Origin of the sequence: Megamonas hypermegale, assembly GCF_900187035.1 — a bacterium.
Lineage (GTDB): Bacteria > Bacillota > Negativicutes > Selenomonadales > Selenomonadaceae > Megamonas > Megamonas hypermegale.
Window position 1 is genome coordinate 739541 of record NZ_LT906446.1, and the last position, 17094, is coordinate 756634.

The window sequence follows — 17094 nt, forward strand, 5'->3', positions numbered from 1 at the left end:
TGGAGGTGCAGTTTTTTTATGACTAAATACTCAAATGAATTTAAAGTTAAAGCAATTAAAATGGTTTTAAAAGGAGATTCTATTTATCATGTAGCTAAAATTCTAAACATGCCAAATACAGCTCCTCTTCGTAGATGGATATTTCATTATGAAAATGGTGGCATCTCACAACTTCTTCATAAAAATCGTAAATATACTCCTATCTTTAAACAAAAAGTTATTGAATATAAATGGCTACATCATTTATCATTAAATCAAACAGCAGCCAAATTTTCCATTCCTAATACTGGTACAATTTCTACATGGGAAAAGTTGTATAGCTCTTATGGATTTTCTGGTTTGCTTGCTAAGAAACGAGGTAGACCATCTATGAAAAAATCTAAAAACAAAGTTAACAAACCTAAAAAAGAACTTTCTTATGTTGAAAAATTAGAACAAGAAAATTATCAATTAAGGATGGAAAATGACCTATTAAAAAAGTGGCATGCCTTAATGAAGCAATGGGAAAAGGAAGGAAGACACTAGTTCTAGTAATTGCTAAATTAAGGAAAAAATATACTCTAAAAGCCCTATTAAACTATACAAAATTAGCTAAAAGCACATATTATGATGCATTAAAAAAATTATCAAAAGAAGACAAATATAAAGGATTAAAAACATTAATTCATAATATTTGTAATAAAAATCATGGAAGATATGGATATAGAAGAGTAACTTTGCAGCTGCATAAACAAGGAATAAAAGTCAATCATAAAGTAGTTATGAGATTGATGAAAGAAGAAAATTTAACATGTAAAGTAAGAGCAAAGAAATATAAATCATATAGAGGGCAAGAAGGGAAAATAGCTAAAAATATATTAAATAGAAATTTCAAAGCAGAAAAACCAAACGAAAAATGGGCAACAGATGTAACAGAATTTGCATTATGCAATGAAAAAATATATTTATCACCAATAATAGATTTATATAACGGAGAAATAATAAGTTATAAAATATCGAAAAGACCAATACTAAAGCAAGTATTAGATATGGTAAAAGATGCAACAAGAAAGATAAAAGAAACAAAAGGAATAATTCTACATTCAGACCAAGGATGGCAGTATCAGAATAGAAGATATCAGGAGTTATTAAAAGAAAAAGGCATTATCCAAAGCATGAGCCGAAAAGGAAATTGCTTAGATAATGCCGTAATAGAAAATTTCTTTGGTTTGCTAAAAAGCGAATTGTTCTATTTAAAAAAATTTAAATCCGTTGAAGATTTTATAAAAGAGTTAAAATCTTATATAAAATATTATAATACAAAACGAATAAAGATAAAACTAAAAGGACTTAGTCCCGTAGAATACAGAACTAAGTCTCAATTAATAGCTTAATTAATATGTCCAATATTTTGGGTGCATATCATTAATCTGTTCTTTTCGTTTATTTAAAGAAATTATCGAATTTATCTTTTAGTTCACTGATTATTGTTTTTTTTTAGTTTTTCCAGTTCCAGTAGCAGTTTTATCATCTGTCATACCTGCAAATTCACGCAACAATTCTTTTTGTCTTTCTGTGAGTTTTTGCGGTGTTAAAACTTTGATACGTACATGTTGGTCACCGCGTCCTGTGCTTCTGAGATAAGGAATACCTTTACCTCTTAAGCGCATAACTGTACCAGATTGTATGCCTGCTGGTATTTTCATTTCTACTTTACCATCGAGAGTAGGTACTTCGATAGTATCGCCGAGAGCTGCCTGAACAAAAGTGATTGGCATTTCACAAATTACTTCGGAGCCTTCACGCTGGAAGAACTTGTCTGGTTTTACTGTAATATATACATATAAGTCACCAGTAGAACCACCGCGAACACCTGCATCACCTTCACCAGCTACGCGGATACGGTTGCCTGTATCAACACCTGCTGGGATTTTAACTTCAACTTTAGAACGAATGGATTTTACGCCTTTACCGCCACAAGTTTTACATGGATTTTTGATGATTTGACCAGTACCACTGCAACGAGAGCAAGGATGTTGGTTAACCATGCGACCAAATGGCGTATTTTGTACGGATTGTACTGTACCTGTACCATGGCAATCTGGGCAAGTTTCTGGATGTGAACCAGCAGCTGCACCAGTACCGTGGCAGTCTGGACATTGTTGTGTTCTTGGAATGTTAAGTGTTTCTGTTTTACCAAAAGCAGCTTCTTCAAATGTGATTGTCAAATTATAGCGAAGGTCAGCACCGCGTTCTGGGCCACGTTTGCGTGCGCCACCGCGAGGACCGCCACCACTGCCAAAGAACATATCGAAGATATCGCCAAAGCCATCAAAGCCACCGCCTTGACTAAATCCACCAAAGCCGTCGAAACCGCCTGCACCAGCACCGGCTGTTCCGTCAAAAGCTGCATGACCAAATTGGTCGTACTGTGCTTTCTTCTTCGGATCGGATAATACGCTGTAAGCTTCGTTTACTTCTTTCATCTTTTCTTCGGCTTCTTTTGGATTATCACGATTGCGGTCTGGGTGGTATTTTAAAACCATTTTACGGAAAGCTTTCTTTATTTCTGCTTCTGAAGCATTTTTATCAACGCCTAACACTTCATAATAATCGCGTTTTGTACTCACTTTGCACCACCTGAATTTAATAACGAAAATTTATGCTTAATTGACATAACTCCAGCTAATAAGAGTTAACTGGAGTTATGCAAATTGAATTTCTCTAATTATTATTTGTCTGTTACATCTTTGAATTCAGCATCAACAGTGCCATCATCTTTTGGTTGGCTTTGTTGTTGTGCACCTGCACCAGCATTAGCGCCGCCTGCTTGTTGTTGTGCCTGTTGAGCTTGTTGATAAGCTGCTGCACTTAATTCATAAAGTGGTTTTTGTAATTCTTCCATAGCTTTTTTGATTGCTTCAGTGTCATTACCTTTTAATGCAGTTTTAACGCCTTCGATGCCGTCTTTAACTTTAGAAACAGTACCAGCGTCAGCTTTATCGCCTAAATCTTTAATAGTTTTTTCTGCTTGGAATACTAAAGCATCTGCATTATTTCTTGTTTCTACAGCTTCTTTACGTTTTTTATCTTCTGCTTCATGAGCTTGAGCTTCTTTAACCATGCGGTCGATATCTTCTTTGCTCATGCCGCTATCGGATTTGATTGTGATATTTTGTTCTTTACCAGTACCGAGGTCTTTTGCGGATACATGAACGATACCGTTGGAGTCGATATCAAATGTAACCTGAATCTGAGGAACTCCTCTTGGAGCTGGTGGAATATCAGTTAATTCGAAAGTACCGAGTAATTTGTTGTCAGCAGCCATTTCACGTTCGCCCTGGAATACGCGAATTGTAACAGCTGGCTGATTATCTGCTGCAGTGGAGAATACTTGGCTCTTAGATGTAGGAATTGCAGTATTTCTTTCAATCATGCGAGTGCAGATACCGCCGAGAGTTTCGATACCAAGAGAAAGTGGAGTTACATCGAGTAATACGATGTTTTTATCATTGAGTTCACCGGATAAGATACCAGCCTGAATAGCTGCACCTACTGCAACGCATTCATCAGGGTTTACACCATGGCTAGGTTCTTTACCGAAGTATTTTCTAATAGCTTCTTGTACAGCTGGGATACGAGAAGAACCACCAACGAGGATGATTTTATCAATTTCAGAAGCAGAGAGTCCAGCATCTGCCATTGCTTTACGAGTTGGTTCAACAGTTGCTTCAACGAGGTCTGCTGTGAGTTCATCGAATTTAGCACGAGTAAGTGTTAAATCAAGATGTTTAGGACCAGTAGCATCAGCTGTGATGAATGGTAAGTTGATGTTAGTAGAAGTCATACTGGATAATTCGATTTTTGCTTTTTCAGCAGCTTCTTTAAGACGCTGAGCAGCCATTTTATCTTGAGATAAATCAATGCCGTTGGATTTTTTGAATTCTTCAACCATCCAGTTCATAACAGCGTTATCGAAGTCATCGCCACCTAAATGAGTGTTACCATTTGTAGCAACAACCTGGAACATACCATCATCGAGGTTTAAGATAGATACATCAAATGTACCACCGCCAAGGTCGAATACGAGGATTGTGCCGTTTTCGCCTTTATCAAGACCATAAGCAAGAGCTGCTGCTGTTGGTTCGTTTACGATACGAAGTACATCAAGACCTGCGATTTTACCTGCGTCTTTAGTTGCTTGACGCTGGCTATCGTTGAAGTAAGCAGGAACAGTGATAACTGCTTGAGTTACTGTTTCGCCGAGATATTTTTCAGCATCGCCTTTTAATTTCTGTAAAATCATAGCAGAAATTTCAGGTGGTGTATAAGATTTACCATCAATATTTACTTTATAATCAACTTCACCCATATGACGTTTGATTGAAGCGATTGTTCTATCTGGATTGGATACGGCTTGACGTTTTGCAAGCTGACCGATGAGGCGTTCACCATCTTTTGTGAAACCTACAACTGAAGGAGTAAGTCTGCTACCTTCTGGATTTGTGATAACGGTAGGTTCGCCGCCTTCCATAACAGCTACTACAGAGTTAGTAGTACCTAAGTCAATACCAATTACTTTGGACATTTAAAATTCCTCCTAAAAAAACATCTATATATAAATATAAGTGTTATCAAATATTAATATTTAAACTAACTATTGATTAGTTAGCTACAACCTTTACCATACTTGGGCGAATTACTCGTCCTTGTACCATGTAACCTTTTTGTAATACTTCTTCAACTGTATTATCTTCTTTTTCAGGGTCTTCTACACGCATTACTGCTTGATGGAAATTAGGGTCGAATTTTTCACCGACAGCTTTAATTTCTTCAAGACCATTTTTCTGAAGAGAAGTAATAAGCTGATTGTAAACCATGGAAATACCATCGTGAAGTGGACTGCCCTTGGCTTCTTCAACAGCAAGAGCACGTTCAAAATTATCTATGATAGGAAGTAAATCTTTTATAAGACCTTGAAGAATTACACTGGATAAATCTTCGCGTTCTTTTTCATTACGACGACGGAAGTTCATAAAATCTGCTTGCAGTCTTTTGTAATGTTCTTCACTTTCCTGTAATAAAGCTTTTTGAGCTTCAAGTTCTTTTTTTATAGCTTCTAAATCATCAGTTGCTTGTTCAGCAGGAGATTCTTTGGCATCATTATCAGTATTATCAGCAGTAGTATCAGTGACATTTTCATTAACTTCTGTTTCTTTGGCTACTGTATTTTTATTTTCTTCTGGAGATGTCATAAATTAAACCACCTTCTTATATTTTAAAATAGCTATTTCAGCTACAAATGTAAGCGATGAAATATATCGGCAAGATTTGTATTCATAAATTCTAGCAATGAAATAATTTTGCCGTAATCCATACGCGTCGGACCTAAAACAGCTAAGGTTGCAACGGGTTTGCCATCTAAATGATATGTTACACTTATGATACTGCAATCTTTTATATCATTATATTTATTTTCTTGCCCAATCGTAACAGCTAATCCTTTGTTGCGTTGTTCTTGTAAGATGTTACAAAGTAAGGTTTCTTGCTCTAGCATGGATAAAATTCGTTTTACATTATCTATATTGTGAAATTCTGGTTGTTCCATCAGTTGTCCAGCTCCGCCTAAATAAAGGCGATTTTTTTTGTCTTGAGCCATAGCCTCATCAATTATATTGATTATGGCATTGAACACTGTGGTATTTACTGTTTCACCACGAATTTTGCGAATTGAAGCCATGCTGATATCACGAAGATTGCGACCCTTTAAATAAGAGTTAAAAACATTCGCGATGTTTTCAAAATCCTTAAAAGTTACACCGCTTGGAACTGCGATAACCTTATTATTAATAAAGCCTGCATCTGTCATTATAATTGCTATGACATGAGAGCTGTCGAGTGGCAGAAAACGTAGATATCTGAAAGCTGTTTGAGATAATTGCGGTGCCAAAACTAAAGAAATATTTTTGGTTAATTGAGAAATTATGCGACTTGTTTCACGAAAAATTCCTTCTACTGAACGTGCTTTAGTGGCATACCAATGGTTGATAAGATTTTTCTCATCCTCCGACAATTGTTCCAACGTTAAGAGGTCATCTACATAAAAACGATAACCTTTTGATGAAGGGATGCGCCCCGATGATGTATGGAGATGCTTGATATAACCAAGCGTTTCCAAATCAGCCATTTCATTACGAATAGTAGCAGGGCTAATTCCCAAACCGTATTTTTTGGCGATTGTTCGGGAGCCGATAGGCTCTGCTGTAGATATATAATCATCTACAATGGCTCGGAGAATGCGTTGTTTTCTTTCATCTAGCATTTTTTTCACCCCTGTTGTTAGCACTCTATATTAGTGAGTGCTAACTTCTAATTAAGAGAGTAGCACTATTAGGACAAAAAGTCAAGGTTTTTTTAATAATTTTTCTAAAAACTTTATATTAGGCAGTTTTATAAATAAAAATGCAGGGTGCATAGATAGAATTTATTTTGTGATGGGAAAAGAAAATGGCTAGGATATTAATAAATAAGGCATCTTCTTATATTATATGAACTTTCATAAAAGAAAATATTTTTCCCTTTTATATTTATAAATTATTTGTTATAATTAGTTTAACATGAAAACTAAACTATTTTAGTTTTAAAGGAGGATTTAATTATGTCTGAAACTACAAAAGGAACAAGTAACGAATTAGGTACTATCCGTATTGCTGACGAAGTTGTTAGCATTATTGCTGGTCTCGCAGCTACAGAAGTTGAAGGTGTTGCTGGCATGAGCGGCGGCATTGCAAGTGGTATTGCAGAAACACTTGGTCGTAAGAATTTCTCTAAAGGTGTAAAAGTTGAAGTTGGCGAAAAAGAAGCAGCTGTGGATTTATATATTATCGTAAAATATGGTTCACGTATTCCAGACGTTGCTCTTAATGTACAGGAAAGTGTAAAAAATGCCATTGAAAATATGACAGGTCTTAATACTGTAGAAGTAAACGTTCATGTACAGGGTGTAGGCTTCCCTGAAGATGTAAAAGAAGAAGAAGTACGTGTCCGCTAAGAAAGAGGCTTAGTATGAACGTTATAAATCGTATCATCCTATTCTTTTACGCCTTGGCATTTGGTGCTGTTTCACTTCTAGTAATAGCGTTATATACAAGAATTTTTTCTGATGCGCAAGTTTGGAATGAATTCTTATATTTATGCAGTAGATGGGAAACACTTGCCGTAGCTATCGTCGTGTTAATCTGTAGTTTATATCTATGGTTACAGAGTATTTCTTCGCACAGCAATGATGTAACAGCTAACGAAGCTGTTATAGTGCAAGGAAAAATGGGACAAGTGCGTATCTCTTTAGTGGCTTTAAAGAATATGGCTGATAAGATTGCCGTTTCCACTGCAGGCGTCCGCGACGTAAAAGTTAGAATAAAAATGACTAAGGCAGCTACCAAGGATAAAACTTTAATACCTAGTTTTAAATTGCGTTTAGTTGTTAGTGAAACGTATAATATCGTAACAATAAGTGATGATATCAGATATCGTCTTAATGATTATTTATCTAAATACATTGGTATTGAAAATACTAAAATAGAGATAGATGTTAAGAGTATATCGGATGATCCTTCTGAAGGCAAAAGACACGTAGTATAAAAGTTTTAGAGGTGGCACAATGAAGGAAGATATCTTAAATTTTATTAAATATCAACTAAAAGAGCATTGTGGTAGAACAATTGGTATTGTTATAGGTTTTATTATTGCATTATCTATATTGGTATTCGGTTTCTTTTCTACATTATTTGTGATAATCTGTATGGGACTAGGACTGTTTATCGGTAACAAAATAGATAAGAGCGATAGTGAATTTTTTGAAGACCTAGTTTATCGAATTCAACGATTGTTATCACCATTTTCTCGTCGTTGGTAAAAGGAGATAAAATATATTTATGAGTCGCAGACAAGCGAGAGAAATCGCATTGCAGTCACTGTTTCAATTGGATTTTAATGCAAGCAGTAATGAAGAAGCTATAAATCATGCTTTAGAGCATACAAAAATTTCATCTGGTGACTGTGATTATGTAAATTTATTAGTTAATGGTACTAGAGAAAACTTAGAAGCTATTGATAAAATGATAGCAGATAAATCCAAAGATTGGAAAGTTGAACGCATGTCAGGCATTGACAGAAATATTGTTCGTTTAGCTATATTTGAAATGAATTTCAGTTCAGATAAATTAGTGCCTAATATAGCAATCAATGAAGCTGTTGAGTTGGCAAAAAAATTTGGTACAGATGATTCTGCCCGTTTTGTTAATGGTATTTTAGGTTCAATGATTAAATAACACTATTTATTGCCAGGCTGATTAGCCTGGCATTTTTTATGCGAGGCTAAAAATGTCGGATAAAATCTATACTGTAAGTCAATTAAATAAATATATAAAGCAGCGTTTTGAAGATGATATTATCCTAAATAGTGTGATGATAAGAGGTGAAATTTCTAACTTCAAGGTTCATACTTCAGGGCACTGCTATTTTACTTTAAAAGATACCTCCGCTAGTATTAAATGTGTGGCATTTCGCTCATTCGCTATGAGACTGAGATTTGCTCCTCAAAATGGAATGAAAGTCATTGCAAAGGGATATGTCTCCATATATGAGCGAGATGGTGCATATCAATTATACGTGCAAGGATTAGTGCCTGAAGGCATCGGTGAATTAAGCCTTGCTTTAGAACAATTGAAGGAAAAATTGAGCAAAGAAGGACTTTTTGATAGTAAATATAAAAAGCCATTGCCCTTTTATCCTAAAAAAATAGGTGTGGTAACTTCTCGTACAGGTGCTGTCATTAGAGATATCTGTCATGTAGCGAAAAGGCGTAATCCTTTGGTTAAAATAGTTCTTTACTCTGTATTAGTTCAAGGCGAAGAAGCAAGCACACAGATTTGTGAAGGTATAAATTTTTTTAATGAAAAATATCCTGTAGATGTGCTTATCGTTGGTCGTGGCGGTGGTTCTATGGAAGATTTATGGGCTTTTAATGAGGAAAAAGTCGTTAGAGCTATTTTTAATTCCAAAATCCCTGTAATATCGGCTGTCGGTCATGAAACAGACTATTCGCTATCAGATTTAGTCAGTGATGTGCGAGCTGCTACACCTTCACAGGCGGCAGAACTTGCTGTTCCGGAACGTGATGGTTTAATCAATTATATAGATACTTTGCAAAAAGAGCTCAATTATAAATACTATAAACAAATTGAAAGCAAAAAAAGTCAATTACAAATGCTTTTACAAAATAGTTTGCTAATGCATAAAGATAAATTATTGATATCAAAGCAACAGCAAATGGACTTATTGATAGAACGGTTATATAAAAGTGCGCAAATAAGCTTTAAAGATAAACTTCATCAAGCAACGTTATTAAATGAAAAATTACAGACATTAAATCCTATTAATATATTAAAACGCGGTTATAGTTTAACGAAGAAGCAAAATCAATTTATAAAATCGGTAAAAGATGTACAGCAAAATGATTTTTTGCAAATAGTTTTAGCTGACGGTACAATAAAGGTAAAGGTAATTGATATAGACAAGCAGGATAAATGATATATTTTGGGGAATTTTTATGGGTAGAAAAAAATTAACTTTTGAAAATGCTATGGAATCTTTAGAAGAAATTGTACAACAGTTGGAAACTGGAGATATTCCATTAAATGAATTGATAGATAAATATAATGAAGGAATGAAATTATCTGCGTTTTGTTTATCTGAGTTAAGTAGAGCAGAACAGATAATCAATACTGAAATAACTGTAGATAAAGATAATAAGATAGTTGAAACAAAATTAAATTTAGAAGGTGAATAAATAGATGATGAGAGAATATTTACAAAGAAAAATCGAATTAGTAAATAAGGAACTCGATAGTATTTATTTAGAACAAGATGCTTTAAATTCTACTTTGGCAAAATCCATGAATTACAGTTTAATGGCAGGTGGAAAAAGATTACGCCCTGTTTTATTGATGGCGGCAGCTGATGCAGTGGGAGCAAATGGTGAAAATTTTGTGCATTTAGCGACTTCTATTGAAATGATTCATACGTATTCGCTAATTCATGATGATTTACCAGCTATGGATAATGATGATTATCGTAGAGGAAAGTTGACTAATCATAAGGTATTTGGTGATGGTGTAGCTGTTCTAGCAGGTGATGCACTGCTTACAATGGCATTTGAAGTGATAGCCGATAGCCCTAATGTTGATGTGGCAAAAAAATTAAAAATAGTAAAAGAAATAAGCCATGCAGCAGGACCTGAGGGAATGGTTGGTGGTCAAGTAATTGATTTAGAATCAGAAGGTAAACATATTGATATGAATACCTTGCAAAAGATGCATAGAGCAAAAACAGGTGCATTATTCTGTGCTGCCATTCGTTCTGGAGCGATTTTAGGTGATGCAACTGATAAACAGCTTGAAGCATTGACTGAATATGCACGTCAATTTGGATTGGCTTTTCAAATCACCGATGATATTTTAGATGTTACAGGTGATGAAGCATCTATTGGCAAACCAGTAGGTAGCGATGAAAAAAATCATAAATCCACTTACGTTACACTAGGTAGTTTACAATCAGCAAAGGATTTGGCTCAAAAAGCAGTAGATAATGCTAAAGAAGCATTAAAAGATTTTGGCACTGAAGCAGATTTTTTGCGTGAAATAGTGGATTATTTGATTTCACGTAAAAAATAAATTAAGAAAGAGTGTTGGATTATGAATATCTTAGAGCAAATTAAATCTCCTGCTGATTTAAAATATCTATCAATACCAAAAATGCAGGCATTGGCTACGCAAATTCGTGAGTTAATTATAAAAACAGTTTCACAAAATGGTGGTCATTTAGCACCGTGTCTTGGTACAGTAGAACTTACATTAGCACTGCATAAGGTTTTTTCTTGTCCGCGCGATAAAATAGTTTGGGATGTTGGTCATCAAGCATATACACATAAGATTTTAACTGGTAGGCGAGATAAATTTTCAACATTGCGTAAAAAAAATGGAATTACGGGTTTTCCTAATCGTTTTGAAAGCATATATGATGCCTTTGGTGCAGGTCATGCAAGTACATCAATATCAGCAGCACTTGGTATGGCTGTTGCTAGAGATTTAAACCACGAAAATTATAATGTCATTGCTGTTATCGGTGATGGAGCAATGACAGGTGGAGAAGCTTTAGAAGGGCTTAATAATGCAGGAATTTCTAAACGTAAGATGATTGTTATTTTAAATGATAATGAAATGTCTATTGCACCAAATGTAGGTGCTTTATCAGAATATTTATCTTTAATTCGCGTTAATGAAAAATATCGTCGTGCTAAAAAAGATGTGCATAGAATTTTAAGCAGCATACCGCGCATTGGTAATTCTGTGTTAAAAACAGCTAATTATGTGAAAGACGGCTTTAGAAATGCCATTGTACCAGGTGGTTTTTTTGAAAGTTTAGGATTTACGTATATTGGGCCAACTGATGGAAATAATTTAGAAGACTTAATTAATGTTTTAGAAAAAATAAAAATAAATATGGATGGTCCTGTCCTATTGCATGTACAGACTAAAAAAGGAAAAGGCTATATTCCTGCAGAACGTCATCCAGATAAATTCCATGGTATTGGTAAATTTGATATTGCTACAGGAAAACCAATAGTTTCGGATAGCATTATTCCAACTTATACAGCAGTTTTCAGTCAAGCACTTGTGGATTTAGCGGCACAGGATAAAAATATTACAGCTATTACAGCTGCTATGCCGTCTGGTACAGGTTTGCAAAAGTTTTCTGAACTGTATCCAAGTCGTTTCTTTGATGTAGGTATTGCTGAAGAACATGCTGTTACTTTTGCAGCAGGTCAAGCAACACAGGGTAAACATCCTATTGTAGCTATTTATTCAACCTTTTCACAGCGCGCTTATGACCAGATTATTCATGATGTAGCATTGCAGAATTTACCAGTTGTTTTATGCCTTGATAGAGCAGGACTTGTCGGTGAAGATGGACCGACACATCATGGTGTTTTTGATATGGCATATATTCGACAAATTCCTAATATGGTTTGTATGGCACCAAAAGACGAAAATGAATTGCGCCAAATGCTCTATAGCGCGATAAAATACAATAGCCCGTGTACTATTCGCTATCCACGTGGCAGTGCTTGTGGCGTGGAAATTCAAGAAGAATTTAGCTTAGTGGAAAAAGGCAAGGGTGAATTATTGTCCATAGGTGATGATATAGCAATTATAGCTGTTGGTTCTATGGTACAAGAAGCTATAAAAGCAAGAGAAGAACTTTTAAATGAAAAGATAAATTGTTCTGTGATTAATGCTCGTTTTATCAAACCATTAGATGCTAATTTAATCTTAGCTACAGCTCGCAAGGTTAAATTTATTGTGACTGTAGAAGAAGGAATTTTAGCAGGAGGATTTGGCAGTGCTGTTTTAGAGTTGTTAAGTGATAATAATATATATGATGTGTCAGTAATTCGCCTTGGTATAAAAGATAAATTTATTGAGCAAGGTACTCGTCAAGAAATTCTTGATGAATGTAATTTAAATAGCAAATCAATTGTTAATGCAGTTAAAAACTTTATAAATGGAAGTGATAAATAAATGGCTAAAAAACGTTTAGACGTTTTATTAACTGAACAAAATCTCGCGCCTAGTCGTGAACGTGCTAAAACAACCATAATGGCTGGATTGGTATTAGTAGATGGTCAAAAAATTGATAAAGCCGGTACTATGGTAAAAGAAGATGCTAAAATCCGTATTTTAGGTGATAGTATAGGTTATGTAAGTCGTGGTGGATTAAAATTAGCTAAAGCTATAAAAGAATTTAAACTCGATTTAAAAGATTTAGTAGTGGCAGATATAGGTGCTTCTACTGGCGGTTTTACAGATTGTTCTTTACAAAATGGTGCTAAAAAGGTTTTTGCTATTGATGTAGGCTATGGTCAATTGGCATGGTCTTTGCGTACTGATGAACGTGTTGTCAATATGGAACGAACTAATATTCGCTATGTTACACCGGAAGATATCGGCGAACCTATAAATTTTGCTTCAATTGATGTAGCATTCATTTCATTAGATAAAGTATTGCCTGTAGCTAAGACACTACTTGCTCCTGATGGAAAAATCGTGGCACTTATAAAACCGCAATTTGAAGCAGGTAAAGAAAAAGTCGGTAAAAAAGGTGTAGTACGCGACCCGAAAGTTCATGAAGAAGTCATTGAAAAAATTGTAAAATTGAGTACAGAACTTGATTTTGTGCCACGCGAATTAACTTTTTCACCAGTAAAAGGGCCAGAAGGTAATATTGAATATTTGATATTGCTTGATTTAGATAAGGTACATCAAAGTAATATAGATGATAATTTAATAAAAGATATAGTAACAAAGGCACATGCTCAATTAGACAAATAGAGGAGGCAGAAAATCTTGAAAATAGCTATTCATCCTAATATAACTAAATCAGGTGCCGGAGAAATTTTAGAGCGAGTTATTAAATTTGCTCAAAAGAATGATATACAACTAATATTGCCACCGCGTGAAGGAAAATTTTTCTATCATGAAGAATTAATTGTACCAGATATAGATAGAGAAAATCTGGATATGGCAATCAGTATTGGAGGAGACGGAACTCTTTTGGGTTTGTGTCGTCGTTTAGCTAAAGATGGAGTTCCCGTCTGTGGCATAAATATTGGACATTTAGGATTTTTAGCTGATATTGAACCAAGTGAAATTGAAGCCAAACTCACTAAGATAGTAAAAAAAGAATATAAGATTGAACAGCGTTTGATGTTATCAGCTTTTATTAAACGTGAAAATGAAATTAAATATGTAGGTAGTGCTGTAAATGATATTGTAGTTAGCAAATGCGGTGTATCGCGTATGCTTCATTTTAATCTTTCGATTAATGATTATACAGTGACAAGTTATAAAGCTGATGGATTGATTATCTCTACACCAACAGGTTCAACAGCTTATTCTCTTTCTGCTGGTGGTCCTATTGTCAATCCAAAAGTAAAAGGTATAATCGTTACACCTATTTGTCCACATGCTTGTTTTATTCGTCCAATGGTAATTGATGAAAGTGAACAGGTAAAACTAGATATAATCAATATTATTAGCATGAGTAAGCGCAGTGTTAATTTAACATTAGATGGGCAAGAAAGCATTGATATTGAGCCAAATGATGAAATTCTCATTCAGAAGGCTAATTTCCCTGCGCAAATCATTCGTTTTGAAGATAAGAATTTTTACCAGACTTTTATGAGTAAATTATTCTGTTAATGAAAGGCTGGTTTTATGCAGACATTAAGTAATTCTATTCAAATATCACATATTTTATTAAAAGAAGCTTTAAATACAGCTAAAGTTATAGTTGATGCAACAGCTGGCAATGGTAATGATACTTTATTTTTGGCACAGAATGCTCAATCAAATACAGATATATATGCTTTTGATATTCAAGCAGAAGCTCTTTATAATGCTAAGGAAAAGATGAAAAATTCCTGTATACGCACAGATATTAAAGTTAATTTTATTCAAGCTTCACATGATGAAGTGCAAACGCATGTTGAGGATAATCTTGATTTAGTGATTTTTAATTTAGGTTATTTACCTGGTGGAAATCACGCTATTACAACTAAGTCTGAAACGACTTTAAAAGCGTTGCAGATAATGCTAAATAAGTTAAATGTACATGGGCATATAGCTGTTGTTGTATATCCTGGACATGAAGAAGGGTTAAAAGAAAGTCAATTAATAAAGGATTTTGCCAGTTCTTTAGCGAAAAAGTACTTTACAGTAGGCTGGTATCAAATGATAAATCATAATAATAATGCTCCAGCTTTATGCTGGATAGAGAAAGTCGGTGAATAAGTGAATGAAAGCTACCAGACATGCAAGAATAAGAGAAATTATTGAACATAATGTAATTGAAACACAAGAAGATTTGGCAATGGCGTTAAAAAAACAGCACATTGTTGTAACTCAGGCGACTGTATCACGTGATATTAAAGAATTAATGCTTATTAAAGTACCTACAGGAGATGGTCGTTATCGTTATGCTTATCCTACAGATAAGGAATTAATTTATTCGAAAAATCGCATGTTAAATTTATTCCGCGATTCTGTAATAAGTTTGAATTATAGCGAAAATATCATTGTGGTGAAAACTTTACCAGGTGCTGCTAATGCAGTTGCCTCTACACTTGATTATGCTAAATGGCCAGAGATTATCGGAACAGTTGCTGGTGATGATAATATATTAGTAGTAATTAAACCAATTTCTGCTGTAGAAGACATCATGAAAAGACTTCGAGATATGCTTGGTTAATTTGGGGGTTTTTAATTGTTAAAGACACTGTCGATTTGGAATTTTGCCTTGATTGAGCACATTCAGATAGAGTTTAATCGTGGGCTTAATATTCTCACCGGTGAAACGGGAGCCGGCAAATCAATTTTGCTAGGCGCACTCGGCATGGTCATAGGTCATCGCAGTAACCTCGATGTTATTAGAAGTAATGCCGATTTTATGCGCGTAGAAGCTGTTTTTTCTATAATGAATGAACAAGCTATAAAATATTTTTTGCTTAAAAATAATATATTAATAGAAGATGATACATTAATCATCACACGACAGATTTTAGCCAGTGGTAGAAATATTATTCAGATAAATAATTGCCATACAACACTTGCCATTTTGCGTCAACTCGGTGAGATGCTTGTGGATATTCATGGTCAACATGCTAATCAAGCACTTTTAAAACCACAAAAGCAATTAAATTTAATTGATGAGTATGACAATGGAGCGATAAATAGACAAAAAGCTGTTTATGCACAAATTTATTATCATTGGCTGGAATTAAAAGAAAAATTGGCAAAAAGCAAGACGAATACGCAGGAAATGGCACAGCGTTTAGATATGCTTAATTGGCAAATCAATGAAATTCAAAATGCTAAATTAGAAGTTGATGAAGATACAAAATTAGAAGAACAGATTAAAGTTCTCGCTAATGCTGAAAAAATATCGCTCCTTTCTCAAAATGCGTATAATTTATTATATGAAGGGGGAAATATTTTAAGTTCATTGGCACAATTACGTAAAGATACAGAGTCTTTAGCTCATTATGATGAAAATATGGCAAAAGTACATCAAAGTGTAGAAGATGCGTATTTTCAGTTGCAAGATAGTGCAGATGAAATTCGTGATTTTGGTGAAAAGATAGATTATAGTCCACAAAAACTCGATGCCATGCAATCGCGTATGGAAGAAATAAATAAATTGCGTCGAAAATATGGCTCTAGTATTGAAGAAATTTTAGCTTATTGTGAAAAAGCTAAAGATGAATTATCTTATATCGAAAATTACGATGCTAATTTAGCGCAATTAGAACAAGAAGTAGCAGATCTTACTCAAGAATTAAAACAGGAAGCAGCTACTTTGCATAAATTGCGAGAACAAAGTGCTACTAAATTGACAGATGATATTATAACTGAACTAAAATCTTTATCTATGCCAGATGCTAGAATGAAAGTAAATTTATGGTTAAATGATGATTTTTCCGAAAATGGTGCTGATGATGTTGAGTTTTTATTTTCCGCAAATTTGGGTGAAGATATGAAACTCTTACAAAAAATCGTATCAGGCGGTGAATTATCGCGTATAGCTTTAGCCATAAAAACTATAACAGCACAAAAAGATGATGTAGAACTTATGGTATTTGATGAGGTGGATAGTGGTGTTGGTGGTAAAACTGCACAGATGATGGCGGAAAAAATAGCACGCATTTCTCGCTATCGACAAGTTATCTGCATAACACATCTTCCTCAAATAGCAGCTATGGCGGATGCACATTTTTATATTCACAAGGAAACAAAAGATAATAAGACTTTTACCAATATCACAGAGATTGATTATGGTGCAAGACTTGCTGAAATTGCTCGCATGGCTTCGGGAACAGAGCTTACACAAGCTTCAATGGAAAATGCTGAAGAAATGTTGGCAAATGCACGACATAAAAAAGAATTATTATCTATTTAAATTTTTATGTATAGGTATATACGAAAGGGGAGTTAGTAC

19 protein-coding genes are annotated in these 17094 nt (G+C 34.5%); 15 read left to right on the plus strand and 4 right to left on the minus strand.

Translation table 11 applies throughout. The annotated features are described in order from the left end of the window. Nucleotides 1-18 precede the first annotated feature (18 nt). Both CKV65_RS03480 and CKV65_RS03485 read left to right on the plus strand, forming a co-directional pair. Entirely contained in the window at nt 19-525 is a 507-nt protein-coding gene (locus tag CKV65_RS03480) for a helix-turn-helix domain-containing protein (RefSeq protein ID WP_157738444.1), read from the plus strand. Continuing rightward, nucleotides 501-1373 (plus strand): IS3 family transposase, encoded by an 873-nt coding sequence (locus CKV65_RS03485; protein ID WP_095197684.1) that lies wholly within the window; start codon nt 501-503, stop codon nt 1371-1373. The genes CKV65_RS03480 and CKV65_RS03485 overlap by 25 nt, the downstream gene beginning before the upstream one ends. A 90-nt stretch (nt 1374-1463) precedes the next feature. On the opposite strand, the gene dnaJ is transcribed toward CKV65_RS03485, so the two are convergent. The 4 genes from dnaJ to hrcA all read right to left on the minus strand — a co-directional run bounded on the left by dnaJ (nt 1464) and on the right by hrcA (nt 6301). Next, nucleotides 1464-2609: a molecular chaperone DnaJ gene (gene dnaJ / locus CKV65_RS03490; RefSeq protein ID WP_051177578.1), complete on the minus strand. Its 1146-nt coding sequence runs from the start codon at nt 2607-2609 to the stop codon at nt 1464-1466. A gap of 101 nt (nt 2610-2710) precedes the next feature. Next, nucleotides 2711-4567 (minus strand): molecular chaperone DnaK, encoded by a 1857-nt coding sequence (dnaK, locus tag CKV65_RS03495; protein ID WP_027889646.1) that lies wholly within the window; start codon nt 4565-4567, stop codon nt 2711-2713. Between the two features lie 76 nt (nt 4568-4643). After that, entirely contained in the window at nt 4644-5234 is a 591-nt protein-coding gene (gene grpE / locus CKV65_RS03500; RefSeq protein ID WP_027889645.1) for a nucleotide exchange factor GrpE, read from the minus strand. A 41-nt stretch (nt 5235-5275) separates the two neighbouring features. Next, on the minus strand, nt 5276-6301 hold the full coding sequence (gene hrcA / locus CKV65_RS03505; RefSeq protein ID WP_027889644.1) for a heat-inducible transcriptional repressor HrcA: 1026 nt from the start codon (nt 6299-6301) through the stop codon (nt 5276-5278). Nucleotides 6302-6637: 336 nt separating this feature from the next. Here hrcA and CKV65_RS03510 point away from each other — a divergent pair, with 336 nt between their 5' ends. The 13 genes from CKV65_RS03510 to recN are packed head-to-tail and all read left to right on the plus strand — an operon-like array spanning nt 6638 to nt 17055. Then, nucleotides 6638-7030: an Asp23/Gls24 family envelope stress response protein gene (locus CKV65_RS03510; RefSeq protein WP_027889643.1), complete on the plus strand. Its 393-nt coding sequence runs from the start codon at nt 6638-6640 to the stop codon at nt 7028-7030. A 14-nt stretch (nt 7031-7044) separates the two neighbouring features. Continuing rightward, a complete protein-coding gene (amaP, locus tag CKV65_RS03515; protein WP_027889642.1) occupies nt 7045-7620 on the plus strand; it encodes an alkaline shock response membrane anchor protein AmaP in 576 nt (191 codons plus the stop codon). Between the two features lie 19 nt (nt 7621-7639). Further along, nucleotides 7640-7894: a DUF2273 domain-containing protein gene (locus CKV65_RS03520; RefSeq protein ID WP_027889641.1), complete on the plus strand. Its 255-nt coding sequence runs from the start codon at nt 7640-7642 to the stop codon at nt 7892-7894. Between the two features lie 19 nt (nt 7895-7913). Beyond that, on the plus strand, nt 7914-8309 hold the full coding sequence (gene nusB, locus CKV65_RS03525; RefSeq protein ID WP_027889640.1) for a transcription antitermination factor NusB: 396 nt from the start codon (nt 7914-7916) through the stop codon (nt 8307-8309). Nucleotides 8310-8361: 52 nt separating this feature from the next. Further along, nucleotides 8362-9570 carry an exodeoxyribonuclease VII large subunit gene (xseA, locus tag CKV65_RS03530; RefSeq protein WP_027889639.1) on the plus strand — a complete coding sequence of 403 codons (1209 nt, stop codon included), beginning with the start codon at nt 8362-8364 and terminating at the stop codon, nt 9568-9570. Nucleotides 9571-9589: 19 nt separating this feature from the next. Further along, complete coding sequence (gene xseB, locus CKV65_RS03535) at nt 9590-9829, plus strand: exodeoxyribonuclease VII small subunit (RefSeq protein ID WP_027889638.1); 240 nt, start codon at nt 9590-9592, stop codon at nt 9827-9829. A gap of 4 nt (nt 9830-9833) precedes the next feature. Next, on the plus strand, nt 9834-10712 hold the full coding sequence (locus CKV65_RS03540; protein WP_027889637.1) for a polyprenyl synthetase family protein: 879 nt from the start codon (nt 9834-9836) through the stop codon (nt 10710-10712). Between the two features lie 21 nt (nt 10713-10733). Continuing rightward, nucleotides 10734-12620, plus strand: a complete 1887-nt coding sequence (gene dxs, locus CKV65_RS03545) for a 1-deoxy-D-xylulose-5-phosphate synthase (protein ID WP_027889636.1) — start codon at nt 10734-10736, stop codon at nt 12618-12620. Beyond that, complete coding sequence (locus CKV65_RS03550; RefSeq protein WP_027889635.1) at nt 12621-13430, plus strand: TlyA family RNA methyltransferase; 810 nt, start codon at nt 12621-12623, stop codon at nt 13428-13430. A gap of 15 nt (nt 13431-13445) precedes the next feature. Next, on the plus strand, nt 13446-14300 hold the full coding sequence (locus CKV65_RS03555) for an NAD(+)/NADH kinase (RefSeq protein ID WP_036254424.1): 855 nt from the start codon (nt 13446-13448) through the stop codon (nt 14298-14300). A 15-nt stretch (nt 14301-14315) separates the two neighbouring features. Then, nucleotides 14316-14891, plus strand: a complete 576-nt coding sequence (gene mnmM / locus CKV65_RS03560) for a tRNA 5-(aminomethyl)-2-thiouridylate-methyltransferase MnmM (RefSeq protein WP_027889633.1) — start codon at nt 14316-14318, stop codon at nt 14889-14891. A gap of 4 nt (nt 14892-14895) precedes the next feature. Then, nucleotides 14896-15348 (plus strand): arginine repressor, encoded by a 453-nt coding sequence (gene argR / locus CKV65_RS03565; protein ID WP_027889632.1) that lies wholly within the window; start codon nt 14896-14898, stop codon nt 15346-15348. A gap of 15 nt (nt 15349-15363) precedes the next feature. Further along, complete coding sequence (recN, locus tag CKV65_RS03570) at nt 15364-17055, plus strand: DNA repair protein RecN (RefSeq protein WP_027889631.1); 1692 nt, start codon at nt 15364-15366, stop codon at nt 17053-17055. Nucleotides 17056-17094 lie beyond the last annotated feature (39 nt).